The sequence below is a fragment of the Erysipelatoclostridium sp. An173 genome (genome assembly GCF_002160495.1).
In the GTDB taxonomy this organism is placed as follows: Bacteria; Bacillota_I; Bacilli_A; order Erysipelotrichales; family Coprobacillaceae; genus Thomasclavelia; species Thomasclavelia merdavium.
Genome location: NZ_NFKR01000001.1, coordinates 49,599 through 73,509 on the forward strand (window position 1 = coordinate 49,599; position 23,911 = coordinate 73,509).

The following is a 23,911-nucleotide window of genomic DNA, read 5'->3' on the forward strand; positions in this document are numbered from 1 at the left end:
TCCCTCCTATTTTATAACTGCTTTTTTCGAACCATCTTTCATTTTAATTTCAATTTCATCACCACTGCTTAAAGAATTACTTGAAGCAACAACTTGTTCATTTTTCAAAACAATAGCATATCCTCTTTCTAATGTTTTTAATGGTGATAAAGTATTTAATTTTGAAATTAAAAACCGATATTTTTCTTGATTGATTTGCAATTTTCGCTTTATTTCCATATTCATAGTATGATCAATAACTTTTAATTGATTTTTTTGATTTGTCAAAAAAAGGTTAGTTTGATGATTAAAAACCTGAATCAAATTAGTAGTCTTATTTTTTTGACTATTCAAATTATCATTAAAAGCGTAACAAAGTTTATCGTATAGATAATCAACTTTAGCTTTTTTATCCTCATACAATTTATTTGGATTTTTAAACAAGTAAAACGAACTTAAACGATTAAAATTTTCTTTATATATATTGATTTTTTGTTTCATTAATGTACTTAAAGTATACTCAACGTTTGCCACATTTTGCTTCAATTCCATTAAATCCGGAGTTGCTTTAATTGCAGCCGCAGTAGGCGTAGCTGCACGATAATCAGCAACAAAATCACAAATAGTAAAATCAACTTCATGACCCACTCCACTAATAATAGGAGTTTTACATTCAAAAATAGCTCGAGCTAACAATTCTTCATTAAAATTCCAAAGTTCTTCTAACGAACCGCCACCTCGGGCAATAATAATCGTATTAAAATTTAAACTATCGACATACTTTAACATTCGACAAATTTTTATATATGCATCTTTTCCTTGTACGGGTATTGGAAAAGCTACAATTCTAACAACAGGAAATCTTAACTTGATCGTCCTAACAACATCAGCCAACGCTGCACTTGGATAACCTGATAATACAGCAATTCTACTAGGGAACTTAGGAATCTGTTTTTTATTTTCAGGTGAAAATAATCCTTCCCCAGCTAGTTGTTTTTTTAATTGTTCATATCGTAAAAAAAGATTTCCTAGTCCATCTTGTTCCATTTTATCTACATAAAGCTGATATGTTCCGGCAACATCATAAATTGAAACACTTGCTTGAATAAATACTTTCATACCGTTAGCAGGCTCAAATGGCAATTTTCGAGCCTTTGAAGAAAACATAACAGCATTAACTCGAGAGTTTTCATCTTTTAAAGTAAAGTACAAATGTCCAGAACTATGATGCTTAAAATTGGAAATCTCACCCATTATGTAAATTTTTTGTAATTGACTATCAGCATCAATTTTTGCTTTTAAATAGCGATTTAAAGCAGTAACCGTTAAATATTTTCTTTCCACTATTTCACGACTTTATTTAATAATCCATTAATAAATTTATATGAATCATTATCACAATATTTCTTTGATAATTCTACTGCTTCATTGATAATTATTTCACGACTTTGATCAGTTTCTAATAACTCATAACAAGCTACAATTAATATTGCTAATTCTATTTTTGACAAGCGATCCACTGACCAGTTTTTCTTTAAATGTTTAGCAACTTCATCTTGATACTTGCCAATTTTATTTACAATACTAGTGATCATTAATAAACAATAATCATAATCGCTACGATCAGCACATAATTCTTTATCACTATTTAAATATTCTTTAATTTCTTCTTCACTTGTATCAACTAACAACTTTTGATAAGTTGCAATCACAGCTTTTTCACGTATTAATCTTTTTCTATATTTTCTCATTAAAACCGTCCTTCCAAAATATCTATCATGATTTTACCATATTTGGCATTTAAAATAAACGAATTTACAGCAAATAAAAAGATTATCAAATCGATAATCTTTAGAAATTAATTCCTTTAACATCAATGTTAATTTTAACATTTTTAATTCCTGTCATTTCAAAACAACTTTGAGCAATTTTATTTTGTAGAGTTGTTGTTAATGTAGTAACATTTAAACCATAATTTACCAATATAGCAACAGTAATTGAAACATGATTATTTTTATTGATTGTTACATTAACTGGTCCATTTCCAGGAATAGGAATCATATTTCCTTCAAATTGAATACCTTCGATAGAATCTACTGCTTTTTCAACAATAGTTTGAAAAACATTTAATCCGATATTCAATTTTCCTAAATTTGATTCATTTTTTACTGAATAGTATTCTTGATTCATATCAATTACTCCTTTTATATACTATAATTGTATATAAAATCAAGACAAAATTCAAGTGTCACTAATAAACTTGACTTCTACTTGATATTCATTGTTAGTTTTTTCCATTATTGTTTTAATAATACTATTGGCATCACTGCTATTGGCTTCTTTTTTATCAACAACAACTTTAATTGTTTTATTTTCTACTTCTACAAAAGCACTTTTAAAACCAGCATCATTAATTATTTTAGTAATTTCTTTTTCTAAAGCTGCTGTTTCCTTAGCTTCACTAATAGATGCTAGAGCACTTGCAATTTCATCGCTGCTACTTTCGCTTGAAGCAATGATTGCATTATTTTCACTAATCAAATCAGCTCGCTTTTGATCAAGTTCTTCTTGTAAAATTTCAATTTGCGATAATTCACCACTATTTACTGCTACTTCATTAGTTTCTGTTTCTGGAGGTAGAAGAACATAATAAATTGAAAGTACTAAAATCAGACTAAATAATGTCAAAAATGTAATAGCTTGTCTATTCATATTATTTCTCCTTTATCACTATTTTATTATATGCATAAAAGAAAAAAATATGAAAAAACACTAGTTTTTAAACTAGTGTTAAGCTCTACCTTGATATTTTCCATCAACAGTATTTACAATTACAACTTCACCTTCTGAAATAAATAAAGGTACTTTAATTTGGAAACCAGTTTCAATAACTGCGTTTTTTGTTGCTCCAGTTGCAGTATCACCTCTTACAGCAGGTTCAGTTTCAATAACTTTAAATGGTACGTTAATTGGTAAAGCAACTCCTAAAACTTCACCTTCATAACTAGTTACTTCAACTTCATCACTTTCTTTTAAGAAATTGATTTCCCATTTTAAATTGTCTGCAGGAATTTCAATTTGTTCATATGTTTCATTATCCATGAATACTAAAGCTTCTCCAGAATTATACAAATATTGCATTTTGCTTTTATCAACATGAGCTTTTTTTACTTTGTCATTTCCACCAAAAGTAATTTCAGTAGTTGCACCAGTACGTAAATTTTTCATTTTAATTCTAATATTTGCAGCTGCACGAGCAGTTTTATTATGAGAATAATCTAATACTACGAATAAATTTCCATCATATTCAAATGTAACTCCTGGTCTTAAATCTCCAACACTTATCATTTTAAAATTCTCCTTATATGTAAATTACTTTGTAAGTATATCAAAAATATTATCTCAAGTGAAGTATTTTTACTAATTATTGATACTCAAAAGAAATTAGAATCAGTTTTTCTAAATCAATTTCTATTTCAAAACCATATTCATCACTATCTCGAATTACTTTTGTTACAATATAATAATAACTCCCCATATCATCAACAGTATAATTAATCTGATAATCACCAACACTAATTTCATCGCTAAATAAAATACTATTAGCTATCGTTTCTTTATAGTAAGTTATTATTGCCAATTCAATCAGACGATTTTCATCAATTGCTTTTATTCTTGATATACTTCGACTATTTTCTATTACATTAGAAAAAAATGTTGTAATATTTAAAACAATGACCATAAAGATAATTAAAACAATTTGTAAAATAGCTCCCTTAGTTTTCTTCGATTTCAGCACTAGTTTCATTTTCTTCCTCGCTTATTTGATAATCACAGGCAATCAAATAAGTATAATTATTATCATCACGATTTAATTCCATATAAATATTTCTATCATTTTGATAAAAAGATAACTCATCTACATTATGAATCAAAATATCAAATCCTGGTTCTTTTACAACCCGACCATTATCAAGCGATATTGTAAACTGCTCATCATCTTCATTAGTATAGATTAAGCTATCAGATACTTGAATATCTTTAGCAGTAAATAAAATTTTACTAATTTGATTGGCACCTAGTGAAAAGCTGCTTGTAGTAATTTCAAGGTTATCTTTAACTGTAATAACTTTTAAAATTGGTACTGTATTTAAAATAATCAACAAGCATATCGATAATGAAAACAATACCTCTATTAAGGTAAAACCTCGTTTATCATTGTGTACAAATTGTTGCCACTCCATAACTGTCTTTCCTTGATTTTTTGCTGTTCTATATATTGCTTATATTCTTGTTGATTATCTTGATAATGATTTAAAGCCAAATTGTAACAGCTTAAAATAATTACAACACAGCTTACAAAAATATTAAACGCAAGTAAAGTTTCAACTAAAGTAGTTCCTTTTTTAACGAACATAAAAAGCCCCACTACCAACATTTAAAATAATTGTTTTAATTTCATTTGTATTGCCTAGTTCGATCCGACCGCCTGAACTAATATTGCCATTTTTATTAAAATGAAAATCATAGTAATATTTAAAGTAATAAGAAAAATTTAATAACAGTGTACGACTTTTGTTACCTTGACTATACGATATCTGATTTGATGAAATATTGATATCTACTTGATCGTGACTAGTTAAAGCTAACATTTTTGCTTCCTCTAATAAAGATATAATCTGACTACATTGCTGTTCTATTGCAATTTTAGGACGATTAGAGATACTAAAATGTAAAGTAAAGACACTTAAGACAATCATAATACTTAATACAAATAACATCTCAACCATGGTAAATCCTTTTTTACCTAGCATATGCTTGACCATCACTGATATAAATTGATAAACCACTAGGACAAGTAGCCTGTTTTTGAGTTAAGTAAGGATGATCACCTGATGTTAAATCAGAAATACTAGTTGGTAATCTGCCATGCTCGATCTCATACAATATTATCTGTGAATTAACCACTTCGATTTGAGCGTCACAACTTTTTTCTTTAACAACTCGATTTTTACTAGTTACATTAGGAATAACCAATAACAAAATTACTAAAATAATTGAAATACAAAAAATCAATTCAATCAAAGTAAAACCTTTTTGCATCTTTTTCATTTTCCATCGCTCCCTTTATAAATTATTTACTACATTCATCATTGGAATAATAATGGAAACATAAACCATTATTACAAATACCGCAGTAAAACAATACACAAAAACAACTGCAATTTTAATAATTTTACTAATATGATGATTTAAATTATCAAGTGATAAAGTCAAATAATTGCTCATTGATTTTTGTTTTCGATTATCGTGATACAATAACTTAAAACATGTAACTAATAATGGTTCAAAATAGATAAATTCACTAATTATCTTTTCGAGATCTTCACCTTCTAAAATTTTTAAATAGATTTCATAGATTAACATTTTAATATCACTATCATCTATCTTTTGATAAAGCATAACAATAATATCAGTTGAATCATAACCAATTTCCAAAAGTTCATTGTAATAAAGGGCAAATTTTAATGAATAATACTTTTGGATAGTTGCTTTAGTTATGAACACGTGTTGAACTAAAAAATCCAATAATTGATAATACTGTTTTTTAATAGCATATATCGTTATTGATGAAGCTATAATAAGTATTAAAATTGCAAAAATAATTAAAATGGGAATTATTTTAAATAAGGTAAAAATAAGATTTGTAAAAAAACCAGGTGTGATATCAAATTCAAGAAAGAGCTGACTAACCGATGGTAATAATCCATAGACGATAAAAATTGAAAATGCAACTAAAAAAATAATCAAAATACATGGATATGTTAATTGTTTTTTTAGTTTTGTTTTTGTTTCACTCATTTTCTTCCATATTTTTAAACTTTGTAATATTGCTTTAGAAATATTATTATCTAAACGAAAGAACTTAAAAAATTCTATAAATAAATGATTAAAATTGCTTTGGATAATCGCTTCATCTAAACTATATCCCTCATTTAAAGCCTTCTTTATTGAGTTAATATTTGGATTTTTAGAAACTGCCTGACATAATTGTAAAATATCTTCAATTAAATAACCCTGATTTAAAAATATCGCTATATTTTCTAATAATCGATAATCATCATTCATATCCGATACCGGTTACTTGGCGATAATCAACCAAATCCTTCTCTAATAAATATTTTACATTTTCACTAAAAGTATGATATTTAAAATCCTGATTATTTAAATAATTTAAAACGTTTTTACGATCAATAAACTCAGGTAAAATCAATGGTTTATGACTATATTTATGATAAAGCATTTTTTGCGACAAAACACCAACCAAAACATCTTCAATATCTATTTTTAAAACTCCTAAATTCAATAATCTTCTAATTGCCATTAAACAATCACTTGAATGAAGTGTAGTTAAAACTAAATGGCCAGTCAATGCACACGTAATTGCCAATTTAGCCGTTTGTTCATCACGAATTTCACCTATCATAATTATATCGGGATCATGTCTTAAAATCTGTTTTAAAGAGTTTTGATAAGTAATTCCCAATTTTTCATTTATTTGTAATTGCAAACAATAGTCTTTCTTTATTTCAATAGGATCTTCTAGTGTAACTATATTCTTGCGTCGATATTGATTAATAGTATCTAACAATGCATACAGTGTAGTAGACTTACCAGAACCTGTTGCCCCACTTACAATAAATAAACCAGTATTTTGCAAAGTAATTGATTTTAGAAACTCTATAACATCATTAAATATAGTTAATTCTTCAATCGATAATATTTTATGATTGTTTAAAATTCTAATTACGATACTATCTAAATCTTTACCTGGTAAACTAGAAATTCTTAAATAATAGACTTTATTTTCATACGTATAATTTAAATGACCTGTTTGTGGGCGTAAACGATAATTCATGTCAATATTCGATTTAAATCGAATATAGTTAAATAATTTAGCTCCGATTTTAGTTTCAATTTGATCATGCAAAATCAAATCTCCTTGCTGTCGAAAAGAAATTGTACATCGATTTTTATTTAAAAAGTGGATATCAGTTGTTTTGCTTTCTATTGCTCGATTTAGAATTTTTTCAAAAAGTTCATCCATAAAATTCTACCTCCTACTTATCATTTACACCCCAAACTATAAAATTACTTGCTTAAAATAAAAAAAATCGTAAAAATTACGATTTTTGTAAATATGGATTAGATAATAATTCACTTTTTAAAGTGGAACTAGGTCCATGTCCTGGATATAAAGTTGCATCAAAATTAAATGTTTTAATTTTTTCAATTGAAGTTAATGTATCATATTTAGATGAATTTGGAAAATCAAATCGGCCAATAGAACCATTGAATAAAACATCTCCTGAAAAAATAACATTTTCATCTTCAAGATAAATCATTGAAGCACCGGGACAATGTCCTGGCAAATGAAACCAGCAAATTTTAAAACCGGAAATTTCCATATGCTCACTAGCTGGAGTCACTGGAGCGCTTAAACTAAATGGTTTTTCTAAATACGATAAATTTAGACGCGAATTTGTAAGCATTTCAATATCTTCATGATGAATATAAATTGGACAATGATATTTATCATACAAATAATCCACAGCGCCAATATGATCAAAATGCCCATGAGTTAATAAAATAGCATCTAAAACCAATTCATTTTCTTCTAAATATTTAGCTACTTTTTTTCCTTGTGCTCCCGGATCAATTATCATACAGTGATTTTCATCATTGCTAACAATATAACAGTTAGTTTGCATAACTCCTAAAACAAAAGTTTTTATTTTCATAATTAATGCTCCAATAAAGAAAAAAAGCCCAAGTGCTTATTTCTTTTCCTTATGAACAGTTTTTTTGTTACATCTAGGACAATATTTGTTGATTTCCATTCTTTCTGGATGATTACGTTTATTTTTTGTATTAATATAGTTTTCTTCACCACATTCAGTACATCTATAAATAATATTTTCTCTCATTATTTACACCTCCATCAGTAAACTTTCGACATATATAATATCATAGTCTTTTAATAATTACTAGCACTTTTTTTAATTTACGCCATACTTTTCTACATATTTATCAACAACCTGGCTTGAAACTAGTGGTGCCGAGCTACTTCCACCATTTGAAGCATAAGTTTGACGAAATGCTAAGCAAGCAAAAACTAATACTGGTTCTGATGATTCATCAGCTGCAATATAACCAATTTGTAAATGGTTTGGATAATCGTTTTCAGTATCAGGGTAATCATATATTTCAGCTGTACCAGTTTTAGCCCAAGTTGTATATGATTTTGTACTCCAATAAGAATGACATGTTCCTTGATCACGAGTTACACAAGCACGCATTCCTTCTTTAATTCGACCAAATGCTGTAGCTTGATTGCTTACATCATCTAAAACAGTAGTATCAGATGAATAATTGGTTTCAACATTACCTTCATCATCAGTAGTATAAGAATCTAAAAATAATTTTGGTTGCACACGTTTACCACCATTGGCTAAAGTACAAGCATATTGTGCCAATTGGATATTAGTATAAGCATCATATTGACCAATCATCGCATCTAATAATAGACCACTAGCACGATTATGACCGCGGTATCCAAGAGCTTCATTAGGAACATCAAGACCTGTTTTTACCCCTAAACCTAATTCACCTAAATCACGACGTAACGTATCAAAGGCTTCTTGATTAATTTTTAATGGTCCATCGTAAATATATTCAGCACCACCTAATAACATAGCAATTCTAAACATATAAACGTTTGATGAATAAGCAATTGCATCAACTTCATTAATATTTCCAAATGATTTCCATGATTTTTTTTCTGCAGTATTTTTTATCTTAATCGGTTCATCCATAAAATACGTATTTGGAGTAATTAAATTATTTTTAAAACCAACATATAAAGAACCGCCCTTGATAGTAGATCCTATCAAATTGGCATCTAAATAATTTCCAGCGGCGTAGTCTGATACTTCACCGGTTTCTTTATTTATAGTTTTACCAGACATAACAATAATTTCACCAGTTTGAGGATCCATTAGTGTTAAAAACATCTTATTAAAATGTTTATTATTGGCATTACAAGCCTTTAATTCATTTTCAATTACCTGGTCAGCAAATTGTTGCAATTCCCAATCGATTGAAAGACGAATATTAGCTCCTGCCGTTCCAGAAGTAACGTTAGTAATAACGGGATTACCGTCACTATCATAATCTAAAGTATAACTACTATCATTACCTCTTAAAATATCTTCATATTGTTGTTCTAATCCAGAAACACCAACACGAGCATCATTTTGATATCCAAGTGCTAATAGTTCATTTCTTAGCTCAGCTGGTAACCCTTGTTTTTTAGTTGTTACACTTCCTAAAACTTGAGAAAATGAAGAGCCATATAATTTTTGTCTTGACCAGTCAGTAGTAATTGTAATACCCGGCAAAATTCCTGAATTTTCACCAATTATACTAGCTTCTTCATCTGTTAATCCTTCAGCTAAAACTGTAGAACCACTAGTACAGTTATTCATTAGATAATAAAAATGAGCATATTTAATATCATTTGCATCCATATATTGATTAATTAACTCTGGTGTAATTCGTTCAATCTGTAAATTATAGATTACTTTACTAGAGTTATCTTGACCCTGAGCCTGTTTTCTTTCTTCATCAGTAATTAATGAATCTGCCACATCTTCATGAAACATAATAAAATAATCTTTTTTTGCACGTTCACTAATTATATCATCATTATTAACATCTAAATTAATAGTTTTAGCCAAAAAATTTGCTGACTCTTTTAAAACATCATCAGATATTTTTTTAGGTGCATAATATGTAGCACTTATTACATTGACATTATCTACTAATTTAGTGTAATTTCGATCAACAATTTCACCTCGAGGAGCATCAGTAGAATAAGTAGTTGTTCCATATTGTTCTAATTTGACTTCTAATTCATCTGCTTGAACAAATTGGATATATCCTAATCGAAAAGCCATGATAGATGTAAATGCAAGCACTACACAAAGTAATCCTATCAAACGACGACTTACGATATTATCTTGTTTATTTTTTTGATCACGCTCTTGTTCCAAAGCGCCATAAAAACGTACTTTAGGTATTTTCTTTTTAAAATTTAATCTCATCTAGATACCTCCATATTACGAACTTATTATAGACTAATTTAGATATTAAGTAAATTAAAACCGATAATTACCATAAAATTTAGAATCCACCCATAATTGTTTATAATTTTATAATAAAACCGTACGAATTTTTTCATACGGTTAATATTTTAAAATTTTAATATTTATTTTTATTCATCATCAACAGAAAGAATCGCCATAAAAGCTTCTTGTGGTATTTCTACTGAACCAACTGCTTTCATTCGTTTTTTACCTTCTTTTTGTTTTTCTAATAATTTTTTCTTTCGTGAAACATCGCCACCATAACATTTTGCTAAAACATTTTTACGCATCGCCTTTATTGTTGTTCGAGCAATGATTTTCCCTTGTAAAGCTGCTTGAACAGGAACTTCAAACATCTGGCGTGGAATCAATTCTTTTAATTTTTCACAAATTATTTTTCCTCTACTATAAGCAAAATCTTTATGAACAATAGTTGAAAGAGCATCGACAACTTCACCATTTAATAAAATATCCATTTTTTGAAGCTTACTTGTACGATAACCGATTATTTCATAATCTAAAGAAGCATAACCTTTAGTACTAGATTTTAATTTATCAAAAAAGTCATAAACGATTTCTGATAAAGGAATTTCATAAATAATATTTTGGCGAGTATCATCAATATATTCAATATTTTGATATTCCCCACGTTTAGCCTGGCATAACTCCATAATTGCTCCAACAAACTCATTAGGTGTCATAATCGAAGCTTTTACATATGGCTCTTCAATATGATCTATTACTTGTGGTTCTGGCATTTTTGCTGGATTATCAACGATAACCTCAGTTTTATCTGTTAAATAACAATGATAAATTACTGAAGGAGCAGTTGCTATTAAATCAAGATTAAACTCACGTTCTAATCTTTCTTGAATAACATCCATATGTAATAATCCTAAAAAACCGCATCTAAAACCAAAACCTAACGCTTGTGATGTTTCTGGTTCAAACATTAATGATGAATCACTTAATTTCATCTTTTCTAAAGCTTCTCTTAAATCTTTATACTTTGCATTATCAATTGGATATAATCCACAATAAACCATTGGATTTAATTGACGATAACCAGGTAATTGGGTAAATGATTCATTTTCTAAAGTAGTTACTGTATCACCCACATGAATATCCTGAATTGACTTAATCGATGCAGCAAACCAGCCTACTTCACCAGTAACCAATTCATCTTTCTTAACTTCACGAGGTGTCCGTACCCCTAATTCTGTTACTTCATAAGTAGCACCAGTAGCCATGAATCTAACCGTATCGCCTACTTTTATTTTTCCTTCTTTAATTCTTACAAAAACAATTACTCCGCGATAACTATCATAATAAGAATCAAAAATTAAAGCTTGTGTTGGATTATCGATACTACCTCCTGGAGCCGGGAACTCATGAACGATTTTTTCTAAAACTTCTTCAACATTCAAACCACTTTTAGCAGAAATCAAAGGGGCATGATCAGCTGGTAAACCGATAACATCCTCAATTTCTTTTATTGCCCGTTCAGGATTTGCACTAGGTAAATCAATTTTATTTATTACTGGTAAAATTTCCAGATTACTATCTAAAGCCAAATAAACATTTGCCAATGTCTGCGCTTCAACACCTTGAACAGCATCGACAACTAAAACAGCACCTTCACAGGCAGCAAGCGATCTTGATACCTCATAAGTAAAATCTACGTGACCGGGAGTGTCGATCAAATGTAACAAATATGTTTGGCCGTCTTTTGCAGTATAATTTAACTGTACTGCATTTAACTTAATTGTAATTCCTCTTTCACGTTCTAAATCCATACTATCAAGTAATTGTGCTTTCATTTCACGATCAGCCACAGCACCTGTGATTTGTAAAATTCGATCAGCTAAAGTACTCTTACCATGATCAATATGGGCAATGATTGAGAAATTTCTAATTTTACTTTGGTCAATAGCCATTTAATCACCCACTTTCGTTTAGTAATTATAGCAAAAATATATACCAAAGACAATCAGTATTTCTTACTAGTATTTAAAATATTTATCAAGTAAAGAAACTCTTTCAGCCACTACTTCAATCGTTGTAATTTGCTTTGAATCACCACATTCCAAATTTCGAGAGTGAAGCCGTCCTTTAATAGCTATCATACTACCTGGTTTAGCACAATCAATAATCATTTCTGCAATACCACGCCATAAAGAAACAACGATATAGTCACTTTCAAAGATACCTAATCCATTTTTATATCCCTTTTCAATTTGGATTGTCGCATTAGCAACTTTTACACCTCCTAAAGTCGTCTGCATTACTGGAATATCTACTAATTTTCCCACTAAAGCAACTGTATTCAACATCTAAACATACCTCCTTCATCACACGATTATAAGCGAGGGAAAATAGTATTTCAACACCCCTAAAATCACCACATTATCACATATTATAAAAATGTAGCATATTTGAAACATTTGAAACCGAATATGTCAAAATAACGACCAGAAATGTCATAATAGTCCTATTTGGTCTTTATAAATTTGGCTAAAAATATTTAAAAAAAATCACCATAACGGTGATTTTTTTTCATCTTCAACAACAACATAAGCAATAGCATAATCTTGATCATGGGAAATTGAGATAAATGTATTAGGAAAATTAATAAAGGGTTTTCCAGCTTCATCATTTAAAATCTCAATATCATGAAATGATACCATCTGATGTTCGATACCATAAGCTTTAAAAAAAGCTTCTTTACCGGCAAAACGCCCTGCTAAGTACTCACATTTATGTTTATCATTTTTTTTATTTAGAAAAACAGCTAATTCGTTTTTAGTTAAAATTCTACTTACTAGTTTTTCATCATTAATATTCAATCGTTTTAAATTTACGATATCACAGCCAATTCCAATAACCATGTTTAATCCTTAAATTTCTTTTCATATAGACTCATCAATTCATCCAATGACATATTATCGTCAATTTCATCAATTAATGAATCTTTATCATTACTATCATTAGATTCAAAATTTAATTTAAATTCACCAGTACGTTCTTCAATTATTTTTAACTGATCTTGTTCTTCTTCAATAATTTTAGCAATATTTCTTAAGTTATCTTCAACAGTAGGTAGTTTTTCAATTTGTTCCACTTTTTCTTCAATAACTTCTTCATCTTTAGTTTCATTAATTGAAGTCAATGTTGCTTGTGATTCGATTGGTTTTTTCTCTTCATAATCACCAAAGAAAGGACTAATAACTGGAACTAACTGATCAGTCTTTTTTCTTTTCGATGGTTTAGCAGTTACTGTTTTAGATGGTTTTTTTTCAATATCTTTTTTAGTCAAACCATTCATTGGTGAAATTACTTCACTCATTTGATAAACCATTTTAGGCTTTTCTTCAACAGTTGCTTTCTTTTCTACTGGTTTTGCTTTTTCTTTTGGTTTAGCTTTAGGAATTACTTCATCCTCTTGATTTTCATCTCTTTGAAATTCCTCATCATAAATTAATGGAGAACTGAATTTTTCTTTACGTCTTTGTTCAACAACAGGATCAACTTCGAAAATATCGTCATCTTCTTCATGTTTTTTAAACAAACCTCTAAACATTAAGAATTCCTCCTTTCAATTAAAAAAACGAATCTCCTACTTGATATTTATCTTCATCAAGAACTAAAATACCACGAACTTGTGGGGCATTTGGTAAATTCAATTCACGAGCTGAACAAAGCATTCCATATGAATCTACCTTTCTTAGCTTTGAAGGTTTAATGATCATACCACTTGGCATAATAGCACCAATTGTTGCCACAACAACTAATTGATTTAGTGCTACATTTGGTGCACCACAAACAATTTGTTTAGTTTCATTTTTCAAATCAACCTGGCAAATATGTAAATGGTCAGAATCAGGATGATCTTCAATTTCAACTACTTTTCCAACGATAAATTTCGGATTACGATCAATAGTAACTGTTTGTAGATCGTATTTGCTTAAAATCTGATTAAATTTTTCAATTTGATCATCACTAAACTCTACTAAACCATCGTTTATTTTTCCTAAATGGCTACTTGCATTTAATAAATTGTAACCAATAATATTATTTTTTTGATCTTTTAAAACTACAAGATCATCATGTTTATCATACGAAAAAGTCTTTCCCTCACCTAATCTAGCTAATAAAATATCGCCTACATGTTCTAAATTATAAAATCCATGAAATAACATTTCTACACCTCTTATTTTAAACTATCAATAAATGCTTGTATTTCTTCTTTTGTTTTACGTAATTTACTTACAAAACGACCAATTTCTTGTTGATCATTATATCCAATAAATGATGGAATCCCTAAAATATCTAAATCTTTACACAAGTCAATCAAATTATCACGATTAACTACATAAAACTTAAATTCTGGATTATTATCAACAATTTCACCCATATATGGTTTTATAAACATACAATCAGGGCACCAATCAGCCGTAAACATAAAAATTGTTTTACCAACCCGTACTTTATCAAACTCTTCAATAGTTTTTATTTCTATTAATTTATCCATCTTCTCGATACCTAGCTACCAATTTATAAATTGGTCCTTTCTCACAAAATTTTTTTTCATATTCAGTCATAATATTAGTTTCATTTTCAGGACTATTATGTAAATCTAAGCTTACATATAATAAATCCATTGGATATTGATTTAAAGAAACTAATGAATATTCAAAAAGACCACGATTATCAGTTTTAAACTCAATTTCTCCTTTTGAAACTAATATATCCTGATACACTGAAAGAAATTGTTTCGATGTTAATCTTCTTTTAGCATGTCTATTTTTAGGCCAAGGATCACTGAAATTTAAAAATATATGATCAACTTCACCATTAGCAAAAATATTTTTTAATTCAATTGCATCATAATGAATTAATTTCATATTACTTACTTTAGTTTCCTGTTTATTCACCTTGTTGATTGCAGCAGCAAGAACACTAGGGAACTTTTCAATACCTATAAAATTAATATCAGGATAACGACAAGCATTTTGATAAATAAAATCTCCTTTTCCCATCCCAATTTCGATATAGATCGGATTATCATTACCAAATACCTCGTGCCATTTATTTTTACATTTTTCTGGTTCTATGATTACAAAAGAATCATTTTCTTTCATAATATCATAAGCTTTTGGATTATTTCTTAAACGCATTACAACTCCCCTTTACATATAAAGTAATTCTATCATAAATCATTCATCAAGTCGACTAATTCCATAGGAGATAATTCTCTAAAATCCCCCAATTCCAATGTTCGATCCAATTGTAAATTTTTTATTGAAAGTCTTTTTAAATAGATGACCTTTTTATTACATGCAGCCACCATCTTTTTTATTTGATGAAATTTACCTTCAAATATTTCTATTTTTACATTACATCCTGTTTCAGTTTCTTCTAAAATTTCTAAATTAGCTTCTTTACAGCGATATCCAGTATCTAAAACAATTCCCTGTTTAAATGCTGCAACATCCTCCTGGTTCATTTTACCTTCAATTGAAGCAAAATATACCTTAGAATGATGTCTGCTAGGTGCTAATAATCGATGGGCAAAATCACCATCATTTGTTATTAACAAAAGCCCCTCAGTATCTAAATCTAAACGTCCAACTGGAAACAAATCATAGTTTTCATAACCAAAAATTAAATCTAAAACAGTTGGATGCAAATTATCTTTAGTCGCACAAACATAACCTTGTGGTTTATTCAGCATCAAATATACATAAGGACGATATTCGATTACTTCACCATCAAAAATAATTTCATCTTGCTGGTAATCTACTTTATAATCATCATTTTTTATAATTTTACCATTTACAGTAACAAAACCTTTACGAATATAATTTTTGACCTCTTTTCGAGAACCAATTCCATAACTTGCTAATAATTTATCAAGCCGCATTTCCATATAACATTATATACCTTTCTACTTTTTTAGTATCATTTTCACTTAAATAATATGTTAAATAAACATATACGTTAAATTCTGATTTATTAGTAATTCCCGATAAATTTACTCCTTTATAAATTCCTTTTTCCTTATCAATTACATTAGGTACTAAAGAAAAATTATTTTCCTCTAATACCCCAAGGGTTGGTAAACTACTATTTTCATCATTTTCAACTTTTGCTATTGCTTGTAAATAATACATATTTACATTAGGACTGTCAATAATAACATCATAACGATATTCATTTTGATCAGTTTCGTTAACAACTAATCTAATTGAAAAATCAGTAATTTCAGTTTCAAAATCTTTAGCTTCATTTAACTTTTCTTCATATTTTTGATATTGTTTATAATATTTATTATCTATTTCAACTTCCTTATTTTCATTGCTGCAGCCTGTTAAAATCAATAAACTCATAATAACTAATAATATTTTTTTCATGCAATCACCGTTATCATTATATCATGAATTTTGTATCAATAGTAAATCTTTTAAAGTTTTATAAAAAAATAGGAACTTGACGTTCCTATCTACATTTAAATGTTTTACAAGCAGTTTCTTGTACCTCTCTTGCTTCATTACAATGACAATTGCATACAACGATTTCTTTAGCATTACAACTACAATTATCATTATAAACACAACTATCAACCTGACAACTTACACCTCGTGCCATGAAATCACCTCCATAGATAGTTTTACCGTTTTATTTTAAAACTATACAAATTATTAAACAAAAAAGGCTATCTTTAAATAGCCTTAAAAACTAACTATCCTCATATACAATCAAACAGCTAAAACTATATTCTAACTCATTTGAAAATGTCATTGCCACTTGATAATGCATTGATAATATAATTGGTTTTTTTTCGTTTAGAAAATCATTGATCTCATCTTCTAAATCTAATTCATGTGTCTTTTCAATTATTTTTACCTTCATGTAAAAATAATATTACATAACATTTAAAATAAATGTCATTATTGGTTGATTTCAACTTTAAAAGTACATTCAAATTCATGATTTGGTTCTAATGATACAATGCCTTCTTTATCTTTAAATTCACCATCAAAATCAACATAATCACTATGACCAACCCATGGTTCAATTGCAATTAAACCACCAACATGTTTAGCAGCCCATAATCCTAAATGATTAAATCCTTGCATATGAAATACTATTGATTTATTATGATTCAAAGATTTTAATGATACTGACTCTGATTTAAAATCTTTAAAAACAATAGCATCATTACTAAATAATTGTTGACGGACAAAAAATCTTCTTTCATTTTCAAAAAATGGAATAGTTGTACGTGACATTCCTTTTCTAGCAACATCAATTACTTTTTGTGATAAAGTTTCGTTTTCACTAAATTCTAAATAATAATCATTACTTGATTCATCATCCATAAATGGACAAGCAAATGCTGGATGTCCTCCAATTTGGAAATAAATTATTTTATCATCAATATTAGTAACTTTACAATTGCATACTAATACATTTTTTTCCAATTTATAAGTAACATCTAATTTAAATAAATAAGGATATTGTTTAGCAATTTCTTCATTTGAAGTTAATGTAAATACAACTTCTTCATCACTAATTTGATTAGCAACATATTCATTATGACGTGAAAAACCATGTTGCGTCATTGAATATACTTTACCATCAATACGGCATTCATTATTTTTTAAAGCACCTACTATTGGAAATAAAATCGGAGCACTATTTGCCCATTGAATAGGGTCACGACGCCACATATAGTTAATATGATCTTCTTGACCGACAATTTTAATAATTTCCGCACCTTTATTTGCTAGTGTAACTTCTAAATAATTATTTTTTAAAACAACCATACTAACCTCCTATTTTTATTTTGCCATCAACCATAGCAAAATCAACTCGAATATCATCATCAAACATAATGATATCGGCAGTTTTATTAACAGCAATTTCACCTAAATCAATTAAATTTAAGTTTTTTGCTGGATTATAACTAGCTAGATTAACAGCTTCATAAATAGTTAAATCTAAATTTTTATAAGCATTTTTAACTGCATCATTTAAAGCTAAAATACTACCTGCTAATGTCCCATCTTTTAATCTAGCTGCATTATCTTTAACATATACAGGCTGATTTCCTAATTTATATTGACCATCAGGTAATCCAGAAGCTTCAATTGAATCGGTAATCAACATTACTTTGTCTAAACCTTTTGCTTTTAATAATACTTTTGCAGCTGGGAAACTAACATGAATTCCATCTAAGATCAATTCAGCATATACTTGATCATGACTCATTATTGCTCCAACTACACCTGGATTACGATGTGTTAATGGTGTCATTGCATTATAAGTATGTGTACCAGAAGTAGCGCCAGCATTAATACCAGCTACTGCTTGGTCGTAAGTTGCATCAGTATGACCAATACTAACAGTTACTCCTTCTTTAACTAAATATTCAATTAGAGGTATGCACCCTTCTCTTTCAGGAGCTAAACTTAATTTTTTTACTGCCCAGTCATATTCACCAGTTAAAGCATGATAATTTTCAACAGTAGGTTCAATCATAAATTCTTCTGGTTGAGCTCCTTTATATTTTTTATTGAAAAAAGGCCCTTCCATATGTACTCCTAAAATTTTGCTACCATCTACTTTATCAATATTTTCAGCAACATTTTTAATTGCAGCATAAGTATCTTCAACCGACATTGTCATTGTTGTTGGCAAAATACTAGTAACTCCTGTTTTAATAGAAGCTGTCGTAATTGTATTAATATCATCAAAAGTAGGATACATAGTATCACTACCACCACGACCATGACTATGAACATCAATAAATCCTGGTGAAACATAACGTCCTTTAGCATCAATTACTGTTTCATCTTCAGGCTGACGTTTAGAAATTTCTGTTATTTTACTTCCACTAACAAAAACATTTGCATCAATTACTTGATCTTTTAAAATAACTTTCCCGTTTAAAATACAATATTTCATTATTATAATCCTCCTACATATAAAATATTATACCACAAAAACATCAAGATGAAACAACTATGATAATAAAGAAAAAAGGAATAGCAAAAATGCTATTCCGATTTATCCTGGTGATTTAAATCATTAATAATTTTTTCAATTCTATTTCCATATTCTAAAGATGTATCTAGAACAAATTTTAATTCTGGTACTTTTCTAATTGTTAGTCTTTTTGCAAGCAAAGAACGAATAAATCCCTTAGAACGTTCTAAAGCTTCCATTTTCTTATCATAATTAGTATCATCTTTTCCTAAAAAAGTAACATAAACTTTTGCAATAGACAAATCTTTAGTAGTTTCAACAGCTGTAATAGTACAAAATCCAATTTTTGAATTTTTTACTTCGAACTGAAGGATCTGTGATAACTCACGTTGAATTATCCCATTCATCTTATCTTTTTTTAAGACCATTAAATATCACCTACTTATTTTCTACTTCTTCCATAATATATCCTTCAACGATATCTCCTTCTTTGATATCATTGTAGTTTTCAATGCTTAATCCACATTCAAAACCTGATTGAACTTCTTTAACATCGTCTTGGAAACGTTTTAATGATGCTAATTTACCTTCATAAACAACAACACCATCACGAATTAAACGAACACCACAATTACGACGAATATAACCATCTGTTACATAACATCCAGCGATATTACCAATTTTAGAAATTCTAATTACCTGTCTAATTTCAGCTTGTCCAGTAATAACTTCTTGTACTTCAGGGGCAAGCATACCTTTCATTGCGGTTTCAATTTCTTCAACCATTTTATAAATAATGTTATGAAGTCTAATTTCAATACCTTCTTCTTCGGCTTTTTGTCGAACTTTTGCATTAGGACGAACATTGAAACCATAAATAATAGCATTAGATGCTGACGCTAATAAAACATCAGATTCTGAAATTCCACCAGCAGTTGAACGGATAACGTTTACTCTAACCCCTTCAACATCAATTTTTTCTAGTGAAGCTTTAACCGCTTCAGCAGTACCTTGAACGTCAGCTTTAACAATAATATTTAAATCGATAATTTCTCCTTCTTTAATTTGTGAGAATAAATCATCAAGTGATAAAGCTGCTCCAGTACTACGTTCTTTATCCTGTTTAGCACGTAAACGCGCTTCACCAACACTACGAGCTTGTTTTTCACTTTCAAAAACCATGAATTTATCACCAGCAACAGGAACATCATTTAATCCAGTAATTTCTACTGGAGTAGCTGGTAAAGCTTCTTTAATGATTTTACCACGATCATCTAACATTTGACGAACACGTCCATAACAAGTTCCAACAACAATTGGATCTCCAGCCCGTAAAGTACCATTAGAAACCAATAATGTTGCAACCGGTCCACGGCCTTTATCTAGTTTTCCCTCAACAACACTACCATATGCATAACGATTTGGATTAGCTTTTAAATCAGCTAATTCAGCTACAACTGTTAATGTTTCTAATAACTCATCAATACCGATTCCTTTTTTAGCAGAAATTTCGCAATAAACTGTATCTCCACCCCATTCTTCAGGTAAAAGACCTTGTTCAGCCATTTCTCCTTTAATTCTTTCTGGATCAGCACCTTCTTTATCAATTTTGTTGATTGCAACAACAATCGGTACATTTGCTGCCTTAGCATGGTCAATTGCTTCTTTAGTTTGTGGCATAACACCATCATCAGCAGCTACAACAATAATTACAATATCAGTAACTTGAGCTCCACGAGCACGCATTGCTGTAAACGCTTCGTGCCCTGGTGTATCTAAGAAGGTAACTTTTTTACCATTTACATCAACTTGATAAGCCCCAATATGTTGGGTAATACCACCAAATTCACCTTCAACAATTGCAGATTTTCTAATTGTATCTAGTAAAGTTGTTTTCCCATGGTCAACATGTCCCATAATAGTTACTACAGGACATCTTGGCACTAAATCTTTTTCATCATCTTGAACTTCTAATTCTTCAAAATTTACTTCACTTACTTCAACATGTTTTTCAGTATCAAAGCCATATTCTAAACAAATCAATTCGACTTGTTCATCTGTTAAAGAAGAGTTAATAGTAACCATCATTCCAAGTAAAAATAAAACTTTAATTACATTTGCAGGGGTTTGTCCAATTTTTTCTGCTAATTCACCAACTGTGATACCTTCTTCATAAACGATAACACCATCTTTTACTTCTTTTTCATCTTTTTTAGTTGGAAAATTTGATTGTAATTGTTTCTTTTTTGGCGCACCCTTTTTATTTTTATTGTGTTTATTATGTTTTGCCATACATTCACCCTCCTATCTTTTCTTTAAATAATTTTGCAAATCCAGCATCCTGAATCCCAACAGCAACACGATTGTACTTACCAATGACTCTAGATAATTCTTGAATATTACTAGTAATAATATATTCCACATTATAACTAGTACATTTATCAACTAGCTTCTTTTTAGTATTAGCACTAGCATCTGTTGCAATAATTACTAAATGAACACGATTATTTCTAACCATCGTTATCAGCATTTCACCGGTAACAATTTTACGAGCTCTTGAAGCCAAACCTAAAATATTTAAAGCATTATTCATCGGCATATTTTTCCAATTCACTAAAAATTTCTTCAGGTATTTCTACTTGCAAAGCTCGAGCAAGTAGTTTTTTTTGTTTGGCTTTTTCAAAAGCAGCATGACTACGTTTTAAATAAGCACCACGACCATTCATTTTTCCAGTTGGATCTACAAATACTTCCCCTTCTTTATTACGAACAACTCTAATTAATTGTTGTTTTGGTAATTGTTCACCTGTCGCTAAACATTTTCTTAATGGGATTTTACGCATTCTACCACTCCTTATTTATCATCATAGTACTTATCGTATTCATCATAATCAATTTCTTCATCATACTTGCTGTATTCATCATCGTAGTCATCAAAATCATCATAATCATCATCATATGAATCAGTTACGACTTCATTTGTAGTTTCTTGAGGCTCAACGATTTCTTCTTCATGTGATTCTTCCATCATTTCTTGAGCAAATTCTTTTTCGAAATCATCATCTACTAAAGTTTCAGGTTCAGCTACTGTTTCAGGAAGATCAATTAAACCTAATTCTTTCGCTTCGCTAAGTGACTTAATATCAATTTTCCATCCTGTTAGTCTAACTGCTAAGCGAGCATTTTGACCACGTTTACCAATTGCCAATGAAAGCTGATCATCAGGTACAATTACTAAAGCACTATGTTTTTCTTCATCGATAGACACATGTTTAACTTCAGAAGGACTTAGTGCATTAGAGATAAAAACAACAGGATCGCTATTCCATAAAATAATATCGATCATTTCACCATTTAATTCATCGACAACATTTTTAACACGACTTCCTTTAGGACCTACACATGAACCAATTGGATCAATGTTTTCATTGCTTGTATATACAGCCATTTTACTTCTTTCACCAGGTTCCCTAGAAACAGCTTTAATTTCTACAGTTCCATCATAAACTTCAGGAACTTCAAGTTCAAATAGTCTTTTAACAAAGTTTGGTTCAGTACGACTTACAACTATTTGAGTACCTTTAGTTCCACGGTCAACATCACTTACATATACTTTTAAATGTTGTCCTTCTACTAATTTTTCACCAGGAATTTGTTTATTTCCAGCTAAAAAAGCACCAGTTTTTCCAATATTAATAATTGCGAAATTTGGTTCGACACGATCAACAATTCCTGTGATGATATCGTCTTTTTTATCTGCAAATTCATTATATAATGTTTCTTTTTCTGTTTCACGAATTCTTTGTCTAAATAATTGTTTTGTTTGAATTGCTGCTAAACGACCAATATGTTCAACATCAGCTTCAGTTTCTACTACATCTCCAATTTGATATTTAGGATTAATAGCTTGTGCTTCTTCTAATGATAATTCAATATCTTCATCTTCTAAATCATCAACAACAGTTCTTAATTCAAACAATCTAAATTTACCTGTTTTTTCATTAATTTCTACACGGACATTTGCATCAGAACTTAAATAATTCTTTTTATATGCTTTTGCAATTGATTCTTTAAGCATATCTAAAAAGACTTCTTTTTCAATTCCTTTTTCTTCAATTAATAAATTTAATGCATCCATGAATTTTTTTCCTGCCACTTTTTATTTCCTCCTAAAATTTAACAGCCAGTCTTATAAATTTAATATTGCCATAGTCAATTTTAATACTCTTTTTAATATTCTTAACTAAATATTCAAATTCAATCGTTTTATCTTCAATTCCTTTAATGTAACCTTCTACTTCATCCATTCCTGCCGTTGGATTGTAGAATTTTGCATAGACATATTTACCTATAGCTCCTGTTACTTGTTCAAATGTTTTTAATGGTTTTTCAATTCCAGGTGAAGAAACTTCTAAATAATATTCACCTTTAATTGGATCTGTTTCATCTAATTTTTCACTAATTGCCTCACTAACAGCAACACAAGTATCCATGTCTAATGATCCTAAGTTTTTTTCGACAAAAATACGTAAATACCATTCACCATTTTCTTGAACATATTCCATATCATCTAAATAAACATCATGTTCTTGTAAAATCGGTTCAATTATTGTTTTAATCTCTTGTAAAAGTTCCATCATCTCACCTCTATTCAATAATAAAGAGTGGGTTGCCCCACTCCGCTCCGTTATGAAACTACAATTATAATAACACACTTTTTTTATCAATGCAAT

The 23,911-nt window shown here is 29.3% G+C and carries 34 protein-coding genes; all 34 read right to left on the reverse strand.

Going from position 1 to position 23,911, the window contains the following annotated elements:
* Positions 1-6: 6 nt before the first annotated feature.
* On the reverse strand, positions 7-1,323 hold the full coding sequence (xseA, locus tag B5F09_RS00250; protein WP_087370454.1) for an exodeoxyribonuclease VII large subunit: 1,317 nt from the start codon (positions 1,321-1,323) through the stop codon (positions 7-9).
* The gene (nusB, locus tag B5F09_RS00255) at positions 1,323-1,730 is read right to left on the reverse strand and encodes a transcription antitermination factor NusB (protein ID WP_087298503.1); all 408 of its coding nucleotides are present in this window, start codon (positions 1,728-1,730) and stop codon (positions 1,323-1,325) included. Before nusB ends, xseA begins: the two co-directional genes overlap by 1 nt.
* A 100-nt stretch (positions 1,731-1,830) precedes the next feature.
* The gene (locus tag B5F09_RS00260) at positions 1,831-2,169 is read right to left on the reverse strand and encodes an Asp23/Gls24 family envelope stress response protein (RefSeq protein WP_087298502.1); all 339 of its coding nucleotides are present in this window, start codon (positions 2,167-2,169) and stop codon (positions 1,831-1,833) included.
* 51 nt (positions 2,170-2,220) lie between these two features.
* Entirely contained in the window at positions 2,221-2,691 is a 471-nt protein-coding gene (locus B5F09_RS00265; RefSeq protein ID WP_087370456.1) for a SpoIIIAH-like family protein, read from the reverse strand.
* A 78-nt stretch (positions 2,692-2,769) separates the two neighbouring features.
* Entirely contained in the window at positions 2,770-3,327 is a 558-nt protein-coding gene (gene efp / locus B5F09_RS00270; protein ID WP_087298500.1) for an elongation factor P, read from the reverse strand.
* A gap of 76 nt (positions 3,328-3,403) precedes the next feature.
* On the reverse strand, positions 3,404-3,787 hold the full coding sequence (locus B5F09_RS00275) for a hypothetical protein (protein WP_087370459.1): 384 nt from the start codon (positions 3,785-3,787) through the stop codon (positions 3,404-3,406).
* Positions 3,756-4,223, reverse strand: coding sequence for a prepilin-type N-terminal cleavage/methylation domain-containing protein (locus tag B5F09_RS00280; RefSeq protein ID WP_087298498.1), 468 nt, complete (start codon positions 4,221-4,223; stop codon positions 3,756-3,758). Before B5F09_RS00280 ends, B5F09_RS00275 begins: the two co-directional genes overlap by 32 nt.
* On the reverse strand, positions 4,175-4,396 hold the full coding sequence (locus B5F09_RS00285; protein WP_087298497.1) for a hypothetical protein: 222 nt from the start codon (positions 4,394-4,396) through the stop codon (positions 4,175-4,177). Before B5F09_RS00285 ends, B5F09_RS00280 begins: the two co-directional genes overlap by 49 nt.
* On the reverse strand, positions 4,386-4,793 hold the full coding sequence (gene comGD / locus B5F09_RS00290; protein WP_087370462.1) for a competence type IV pilus minor pilin ComGD: 408 nt from the start codon (positions 4,791-4,793) through the stop codon (positions 4,386-4,388). Before comGD ends, B5F09_RS00285 begins: the two co-directional genes overlap by 11 nt.
* Complete coding sequence (gene comGC, locus B5F09_RS00295; RefSeq protein WP_087298495.1) at positions 4,783-5,091, reverse strand: competence type IV pilus major pilin ComGC; 309 nt, start codon at positions 5,089-5,091, stop codon at positions 4,783-4,785. The genes comGD and comGC overlap by 11 nt, the downstream gene beginning before the upstream one ends.
* 15 nt (positions 5,092-5,106) lie before the next feature.
* Positions 5,107-6,108: a type II secretion system F family protein gene (locus B5F09_RS00300; RefSeq protein WP_087298494.1), complete on the reverse strand. Its 1,002-nt coding sequence runs from the start codon at positions 6,106-6,108 to the stop codon at positions 5,107-5,109.
* A complete protein-coding gene (locus tag B5F09_RS00305; RefSeq protein WP_087370465.1) occupies positions 6,101-7,087 on the reverse strand; it encodes an ATPase, T2SS/T4P/T4SS family in 987 nt (328 codons plus the stop codon). The genes B5F09_RS00300 and B5F09_RS00305 overlap by 8 nt, the downstream gene beginning before the upstream one ends.
* Before the next feature lie 76 nt (positions 7,088-7,163).
* Positions 7,164-7,781, reverse strand: a complete 618-nt coding sequence (locus tag B5F09_RS00310) for an MBL fold metallo-hydrolase (RefSeq protein WP_087298492.1) — start codon at positions 7,779-7,781, stop codon at positions 7,164-7,166.
* A 36-nt stretch (positions 7,782-7,817) separates the two neighbouring features.
* Positions 7,818-7,967 carry a 50S ribosomal protein L33 gene (rpmG, locus tag B5F09_RS00315; protein ID WP_087298491.1) on the reverse strand — a complete coding sequence of 50 codons (150 nt, stop codon included), beginning with the start codon at positions 7,965-7,967 and terminating at the stop codon, positions 7,818-7,820.
* A 72-nt stretch (positions 7,968-8,039) separates the two neighbouring features.
* The gene (locus B5F09_RS00320; protein WP_087370468.1) at positions 8,040-10,145 is read right to left on the reverse strand and encodes a penicillin-binding protein 2; all 2,106 of its coding nucleotides are present in this window, start codon (positions 10,143-10,145) and stop codon (positions 8,040-8,042) included.
* 170 nt (positions 10,146-10,315) lie between these two features.
* Complete coding sequence (gene lepA / locus B5F09_RS00325; protein WP_087298489.1) at positions 10,316-12,124, reverse strand: translation elongation factor 4; 1,809 nt, start codon at positions 12,122-12,124, stop codon at positions 10,316-10,318.
* Between the two features lie 66 nt (positions 12,125-12,190).
* Positions 12,191-12,520: a single-stranded DNA-binding protein gene (locus B5F09_RS00330; protein WP_087298488.1), complete on the reverse strand. Its 330-nt coding sequence runs from the start codon at positions 12,518-12,520 to the stop codon at positions 12,191-12,193.
* Positions 12,521-12,721: 201 nt separating this feature from the next.
* Positions 12,722-13,075: a holo-ACP synthase gene (gene acpS / locus B5F09_RS00335; RefSeq protein WP_087370470.1), complete on the reverse strand. Its 354-nt coding sequence runs from the start codon at positions 13,073-13,075 to the stop codon at positions 12,722-12,724.
* Positions 13,076-13,077: 2 nt separating this feature from the next.
* Positions 13,078-13,767, reverse strand: a complete 690-nt coding sequence (locus B5F09_RS00340; RefSeq protein WP_087370472.1) for a hypothetical protein — start codon at positions 13,765-13,767, stop codon at positions 13,078-13,080.
* A 19-nt stretch (positions 13,768-13,786) separates the two neighbouring features.
* Positions 13,787-14,386, reverse strand: coding sequence for a YtpR family tRNA-binding protein (gene ytpR / locus B5F09_RS00345; protein WP_087298485.1), 600 nt, complete (start codon positions 14,384-14,386; stop codon positions 13,787-13,789).
* A gap of 11 nt (positions 14,387-14,397) precedes the next feature.
* Positions 14,398-14,718, reverse strand: a complete 321-nt coding sequence (locus tag B5F09_RS00350) for a thioredoxin family protein (protein ID WP_087298484.1) — start codon at positions 14,716-14,718, stop codon at positions 14,398-14,400.
* The gene (gene trmB, locus B5F09_RS00355) at positions 14,711-15,364 is read right to left on the reverse strand and encodes a tRNA (guanosine(46)-N7)-methyltransferase TrmB (RefSeq protein WP_087370475.1); all 654 of its coding nucleotides are present in this window, start codon (positions 15,362-15,364) and stop codon (positions 14,711-14,713) included. Before trmB ends, B5F09_RS00350 begins: the two co-directional genes overlap by 8 nt.
* Before the next feature lie 32 nt (positions 15,365-15,396).
* Positions 15,397-16,116 carry a pseudouridine synthase gene (locus B5F09_RS00360; protein ID WP_087370477.1) on the reverse strand — a complete coding sequence of 240 codons (720 nt, stop codon included), beginning with the start codon at positions 16,114-16,116 and terminating at the stop codon, positions 15,397-15,399.
* Positions 16,100-16,600, reverse strand: coding sequence for a membrane lipoprotein lipid attachment site-containing protein (locus B5F09_RS00365; protein ID WP_087298481.1), 501 nt, complete (start codon positions 16,598-16,600; stop codon positions 16,100-16,102). Before B5F09_RS00365 ends, B5F09_RS00360 begins: the two co-directional genes overlap by 17 nt.
* Positions 16,601-16,685: 85 nt before the next feature.
* On the reverse strand, positions 16,686-16,835 hold the full coding sequence (locus B5F09_RS00370) for a DUF1540 domain-containing protein (RefSeq protein ID WP_087298480.1): 150 nt from the start codon (positions 16,833-16,835) through the stop codon (positions 16,686-16,688).
* A 90-nt stretch (positions 16,836-16,925) separates the two neighbouring features.
* On the reverse strand, positions 16,926-17,099 hold the full coding sequence (locus B5F09_RS00375; RefSeq protein ID WP_087298479.1) for a sporulation protein Cse60: 174 nt from the start codon (positions 17,097-17,099) through the stop codon (positions 16,926-16,928).
* Positions 17,100-17,137: 38 nt separating this feature from the next.
* Positions 17,138-18,016: an aldose 1-epimerase family protein gene (locus B5F09_RS00380; protein ID WP_087298478.1), complete on the reverse strand. Its 879-nt coding sequence runs from the start codon at positions 18,014-18,016 to the stop codon at positions 17,138-17,140.
* A gap of 1 nt (position 18,017) precedes the next feature.
* Positions 18,018-19,157, reverse strand: a complete 1,140-nt coding sequence (gene nagA / locus B5F09_RS00385) for an N-acetylglucosamine-6-phosphate deacetylase (RefSeq protein ID WP_087370480.1) — start codon at positions 19,155-19,157, stop codon at positions 18,018-18,020.
* Positions 19,158-19,249: 92 nt separating this feature from the next.
* Complete coding sequence (gene rbfA, locus B5F09_RS00390) at positions 19,250-19,606, reverse strand: 30S ribosome-binding factor RbfA (protein ID WP_087298476.1); 357 nt, start codon at positions 19,604-19,606, stop codon at positions 19,250-19,252.
* Positions 19,607-19,616: 10 nt separating this feature from the next.
* Positions 19,617-21,470 carry a translation initiation factor IF-2 gene (gene infB, locus B5F09_RS00395; RefSeq protein ID WP_087298475.1) on the reverse strand — a complete coding sequence of 618 codons (1,854 nt, stop codon included), beginning with the start codon at positions 21,468-21,470 and terminating at the stop codon, positions 19,617-19,619.
* A gap of 4 nt (positions 21,471-21,474) precedes the next feature.
* A complete protein-coding gene (locus tag B5F09_RS00400; protein WP_239404197.1) occupies positions 21,475-21,792 on the reverse strand; it encodes a ribosomal L7Ae/L30e/S12e/Gadd45 family protein in 318 nt (105 codons plus the stop codon).
* Complete coding sequence (gene rnpM, locus B5F09_RS00405; RefSeq protein ID WP_087298473.1) at positions 21,764-22,021, reverse strand: RNase P modulator RnpM; 258 nt, start codon at positions 22,019-22,021, stop codon at positions 21,764-21,766. Before rnpM ends, B5F09_RS00400 begins: the two co-directional genes overlap by 29 nt.
* 11 nt (positions 22,022-22,032) lie before the next feature.
* On the reverse strand, positions 22,033-23,334 hold the full coding sequence (gene nusA, locus B5F09_RS00410) for a transcription termination factor NusA (RefSeq protein ID WP_087298472.1): 1,302 nt from the start codon (positions 23,332-23,334) through the stop codon (positions 22,033-22,035).
* A gap of 13 nt (positions 23,335-23,347) precedes the next feature.
* Positions 23,348-23,815 carry a ribosome maturation factor RimP gene (gene rimP, locus B5F09_RS00415; protein ID WP_087370485.1) on the reverse strand — a complete coding sequence of 156 codons (468 nt, stop codon included), beginning with the start codon at positions 23,813-23,815 and terminating at the stop codon, positions 23,348-23,350.
* Between the last annotated feature and the right edge of the window lie 96 nt (positions 23,816-23,911).

Excerpts from the sequence above, each read along its gene's own strand:
- nusB (WP_087298503.1), bottom strand. The coding sequence starts at position 1,730 with ATGAGAAAATATAGAAAAAGATTAATACGTGAAAAAGCTGTGATTGCA.
- B5F09_RS00260 (WP_087298502.1), bottom strand. The coding sequence starts at position 2,169 with ATGAATCAAGAATACTATTCAGTAAAAAATGAATCAAATTTAGGAAAA.
- B5F09_RS00265 (WP_087370456.1), bottom strand. The coding sequence starts at position 2,691 with ATGAATAGACAAGCTATTACATTTTTGACATTATTTAGTCTGATTTTA.
- efp (WP_087298500.1), bottom strand. The coding sequence starts at position 3,327 with ATGATAAGTGTTGGAGATTTAAGACCAGGAGTTACATTTGAATATGAT.
- B5F09_RS00275 (WP_087370459.1), bottom strand. The coding sequence starts at position 3,787 with ATGAAACTAGTGCTGAAATCGAAGAAAACTAAGGGAGCTATTTTACAA.
- B5F09_RS00280 (WP_087298498.1), bottom strand. The coding sequence starts at position 4,223 with ATGGAGTGGCAACAATTTGTACACAATGATAAACGAGGTTTTACCTTA.
- B5F09_RS00285 (WP_087298497.1), bottom strand. The coding sequence starts at position 4,396 with ATGTTCGTTAAAAAAGGAACTACTTTAGTTGAAACTTTACTTGCGTTT.
- comGD (WP_087370462.1), bottom strand. The coding sequence starts at position 4,793 with ATGCTAGGTAAAAAAGGATTTACCATGGTTGAGATGTTATTTGTATTA.
- comGC (WP_087298495.1), bottom strand. The coding sequence starts at position 5,091 with ATGAAAAAGATGCAAAAAGGTTTTACTTTGATTGAATTGATTTTTTGT.
- B5F09_RS00300 (WP_087298494.1), bottom strand. The coding sequence starts at position 6,108 with ATGAATGATGATTATCGATTATTAGAAAATATAGCGATATTTTTAAAT.
- B5F09_RS00305 (WP_087370465.1), bottom strand. The coding sequence starts at position 7,087 with ATGGATGAACTTTTTGAAAAAATTCTAAATCGAGCAATAGAAAGCAAA.
- B5F09_RS00310 (WP_087298492.1), bottom strand. The coding sequence starts at position 7,781 with ATGAAAATAAAAACTTTTGTTTTAGGAGTTATGCAAACTAACTGTTAT.
- rpmG (WP_087298491.1), bottom strand. The coding sequence starts at position 7,967 with ATGAGAGAAAATATTATTTATAGATGTACTGAATGTGGTGAAGAAAAC.
- B5F09_RS00320 (WP_087370468.1), bottom strand. The coding sequence starts at position 10,145 with ATGAGATTAAATTTTAAAAAGAAAATACCTAAAGTACGTTTTTATGGC.
- lepA (WP_087298489.1), bottom strand. The coding sequence starts at position 12,124 with ATGGCTATTGACCAAAGTAAAATTAGAAATTTCTCAATCATTGCCCAT.
- B5F09_RS00330 (WP_087298488.1), bottom strand. The coding sequence starts at position 12,520 with ATGTTGAATACAGTTGCTTTAGTGGGAAAATTAGTAGATATTCCAGTA.
- acpS (WP_087370470.1), bottom strand. The coding sequence starts at position 13,075 with ATGGTTATTGGAATTGGCTGTGATATCGTAAATTTAAAACGATTGAAT.
- B5F09_RS00340 (WP_087370472.1), bottom strand. The coding sequence starts at position 13,767 with ATGTTTAGAGGTTTGTTTAAAAAACATGAAGAAGATGACGATATTTTC.
- ytpR (WP_087298485.1), bottom strand. The coding sequence starts at position 14,386 with ATGTTATTTCATGGATTTTATAATTTAGAACATGTAGGCGATATTTTA.
- B5F09_RS00350 (WP_087298484.1), bottom strand. The coding sequence starts at position 14,718 with ATGGATAAATTAATAGAAATAAAAACTATTGAAGAGTTTGATAAAGTA.
- trmB (WP_087370475.1), bottom strand. The coding sequence starts at position 15,364 with ATGCGTTTAAGAAATAATCCAAAAGCTTATGATATTATGAAAGAAAAT.
- B5F09_RS00360 (WP_087370477.1), bottom strand. The coding sequence starts at position 16,116 with ATGGAAATGCGGCTTGATAAATTATTAGCAAGTTATGGAATTGGTTCT.
- B5F09_RS00365 (WP_087298481.1), bottom strand. The coding sequence starts at position 16,600 with ATGAAAAAAATATTATTAGTTATTATGAGTTTATTGATTTTAACAGGC.
- B5F09_RS00370 (WP_087298480.1), bottom strand. The coding sequence starts at position 16,835 with ATGGCACGAGGTGTAAGTTGTCAGGTTGATAGTTGTGTTTATAATGAT.
- B5F09_RS00375 (WP_087298479.1), bottom strand. The coding sequence starts at position 17,099 with ATGAAGGTAAAAATAATTGAAAAGACACATGAATTAGATTTAGAAGAT.
- B5F09_RS00380 (WP_087298478.1), bottom strand. The coding sequence starts at position 18,016 with ATGGTTGTTTTAAAAAATAATTATTTAGAAGTTACACTAGCAAATAAA.
- nagA (WP_087370480.1), bottom strand. The coding sequence starts at position 19,157 with ATGAAATATTGTATTTTAAACGGGAAAGTTATTTTAAAAGATCAAGTA.
- rbfA (WP_087298476.1), bottom strand. The coding sequence starts at position 19,606 with ATGGTCTTAAAAAAAGATAAGATGAATGGGATAATTCAACGTGAGTTA.
- infB (WP_087298475.1), bottom strand. The coding sequence starts at position 21,470 with ATGGCAAAACATAATAAACACAATAAAAATAAAAAGGGTGCGCCAAAA.
- rnpM (WP_087298473.1), bottom strand. The coding sequence starts at position 22,021 with ATGCGTAAAATCCCATTAAGAAAATGTTTAGCGACAGGTGAACAATTA.
- rimP (WP_087370485.1), bottom strand. The coding sequence starts at position 23,815 with ATGGAACTTTTACAAGAGATTAAAACAATAATTGAACCGATTTTACAA.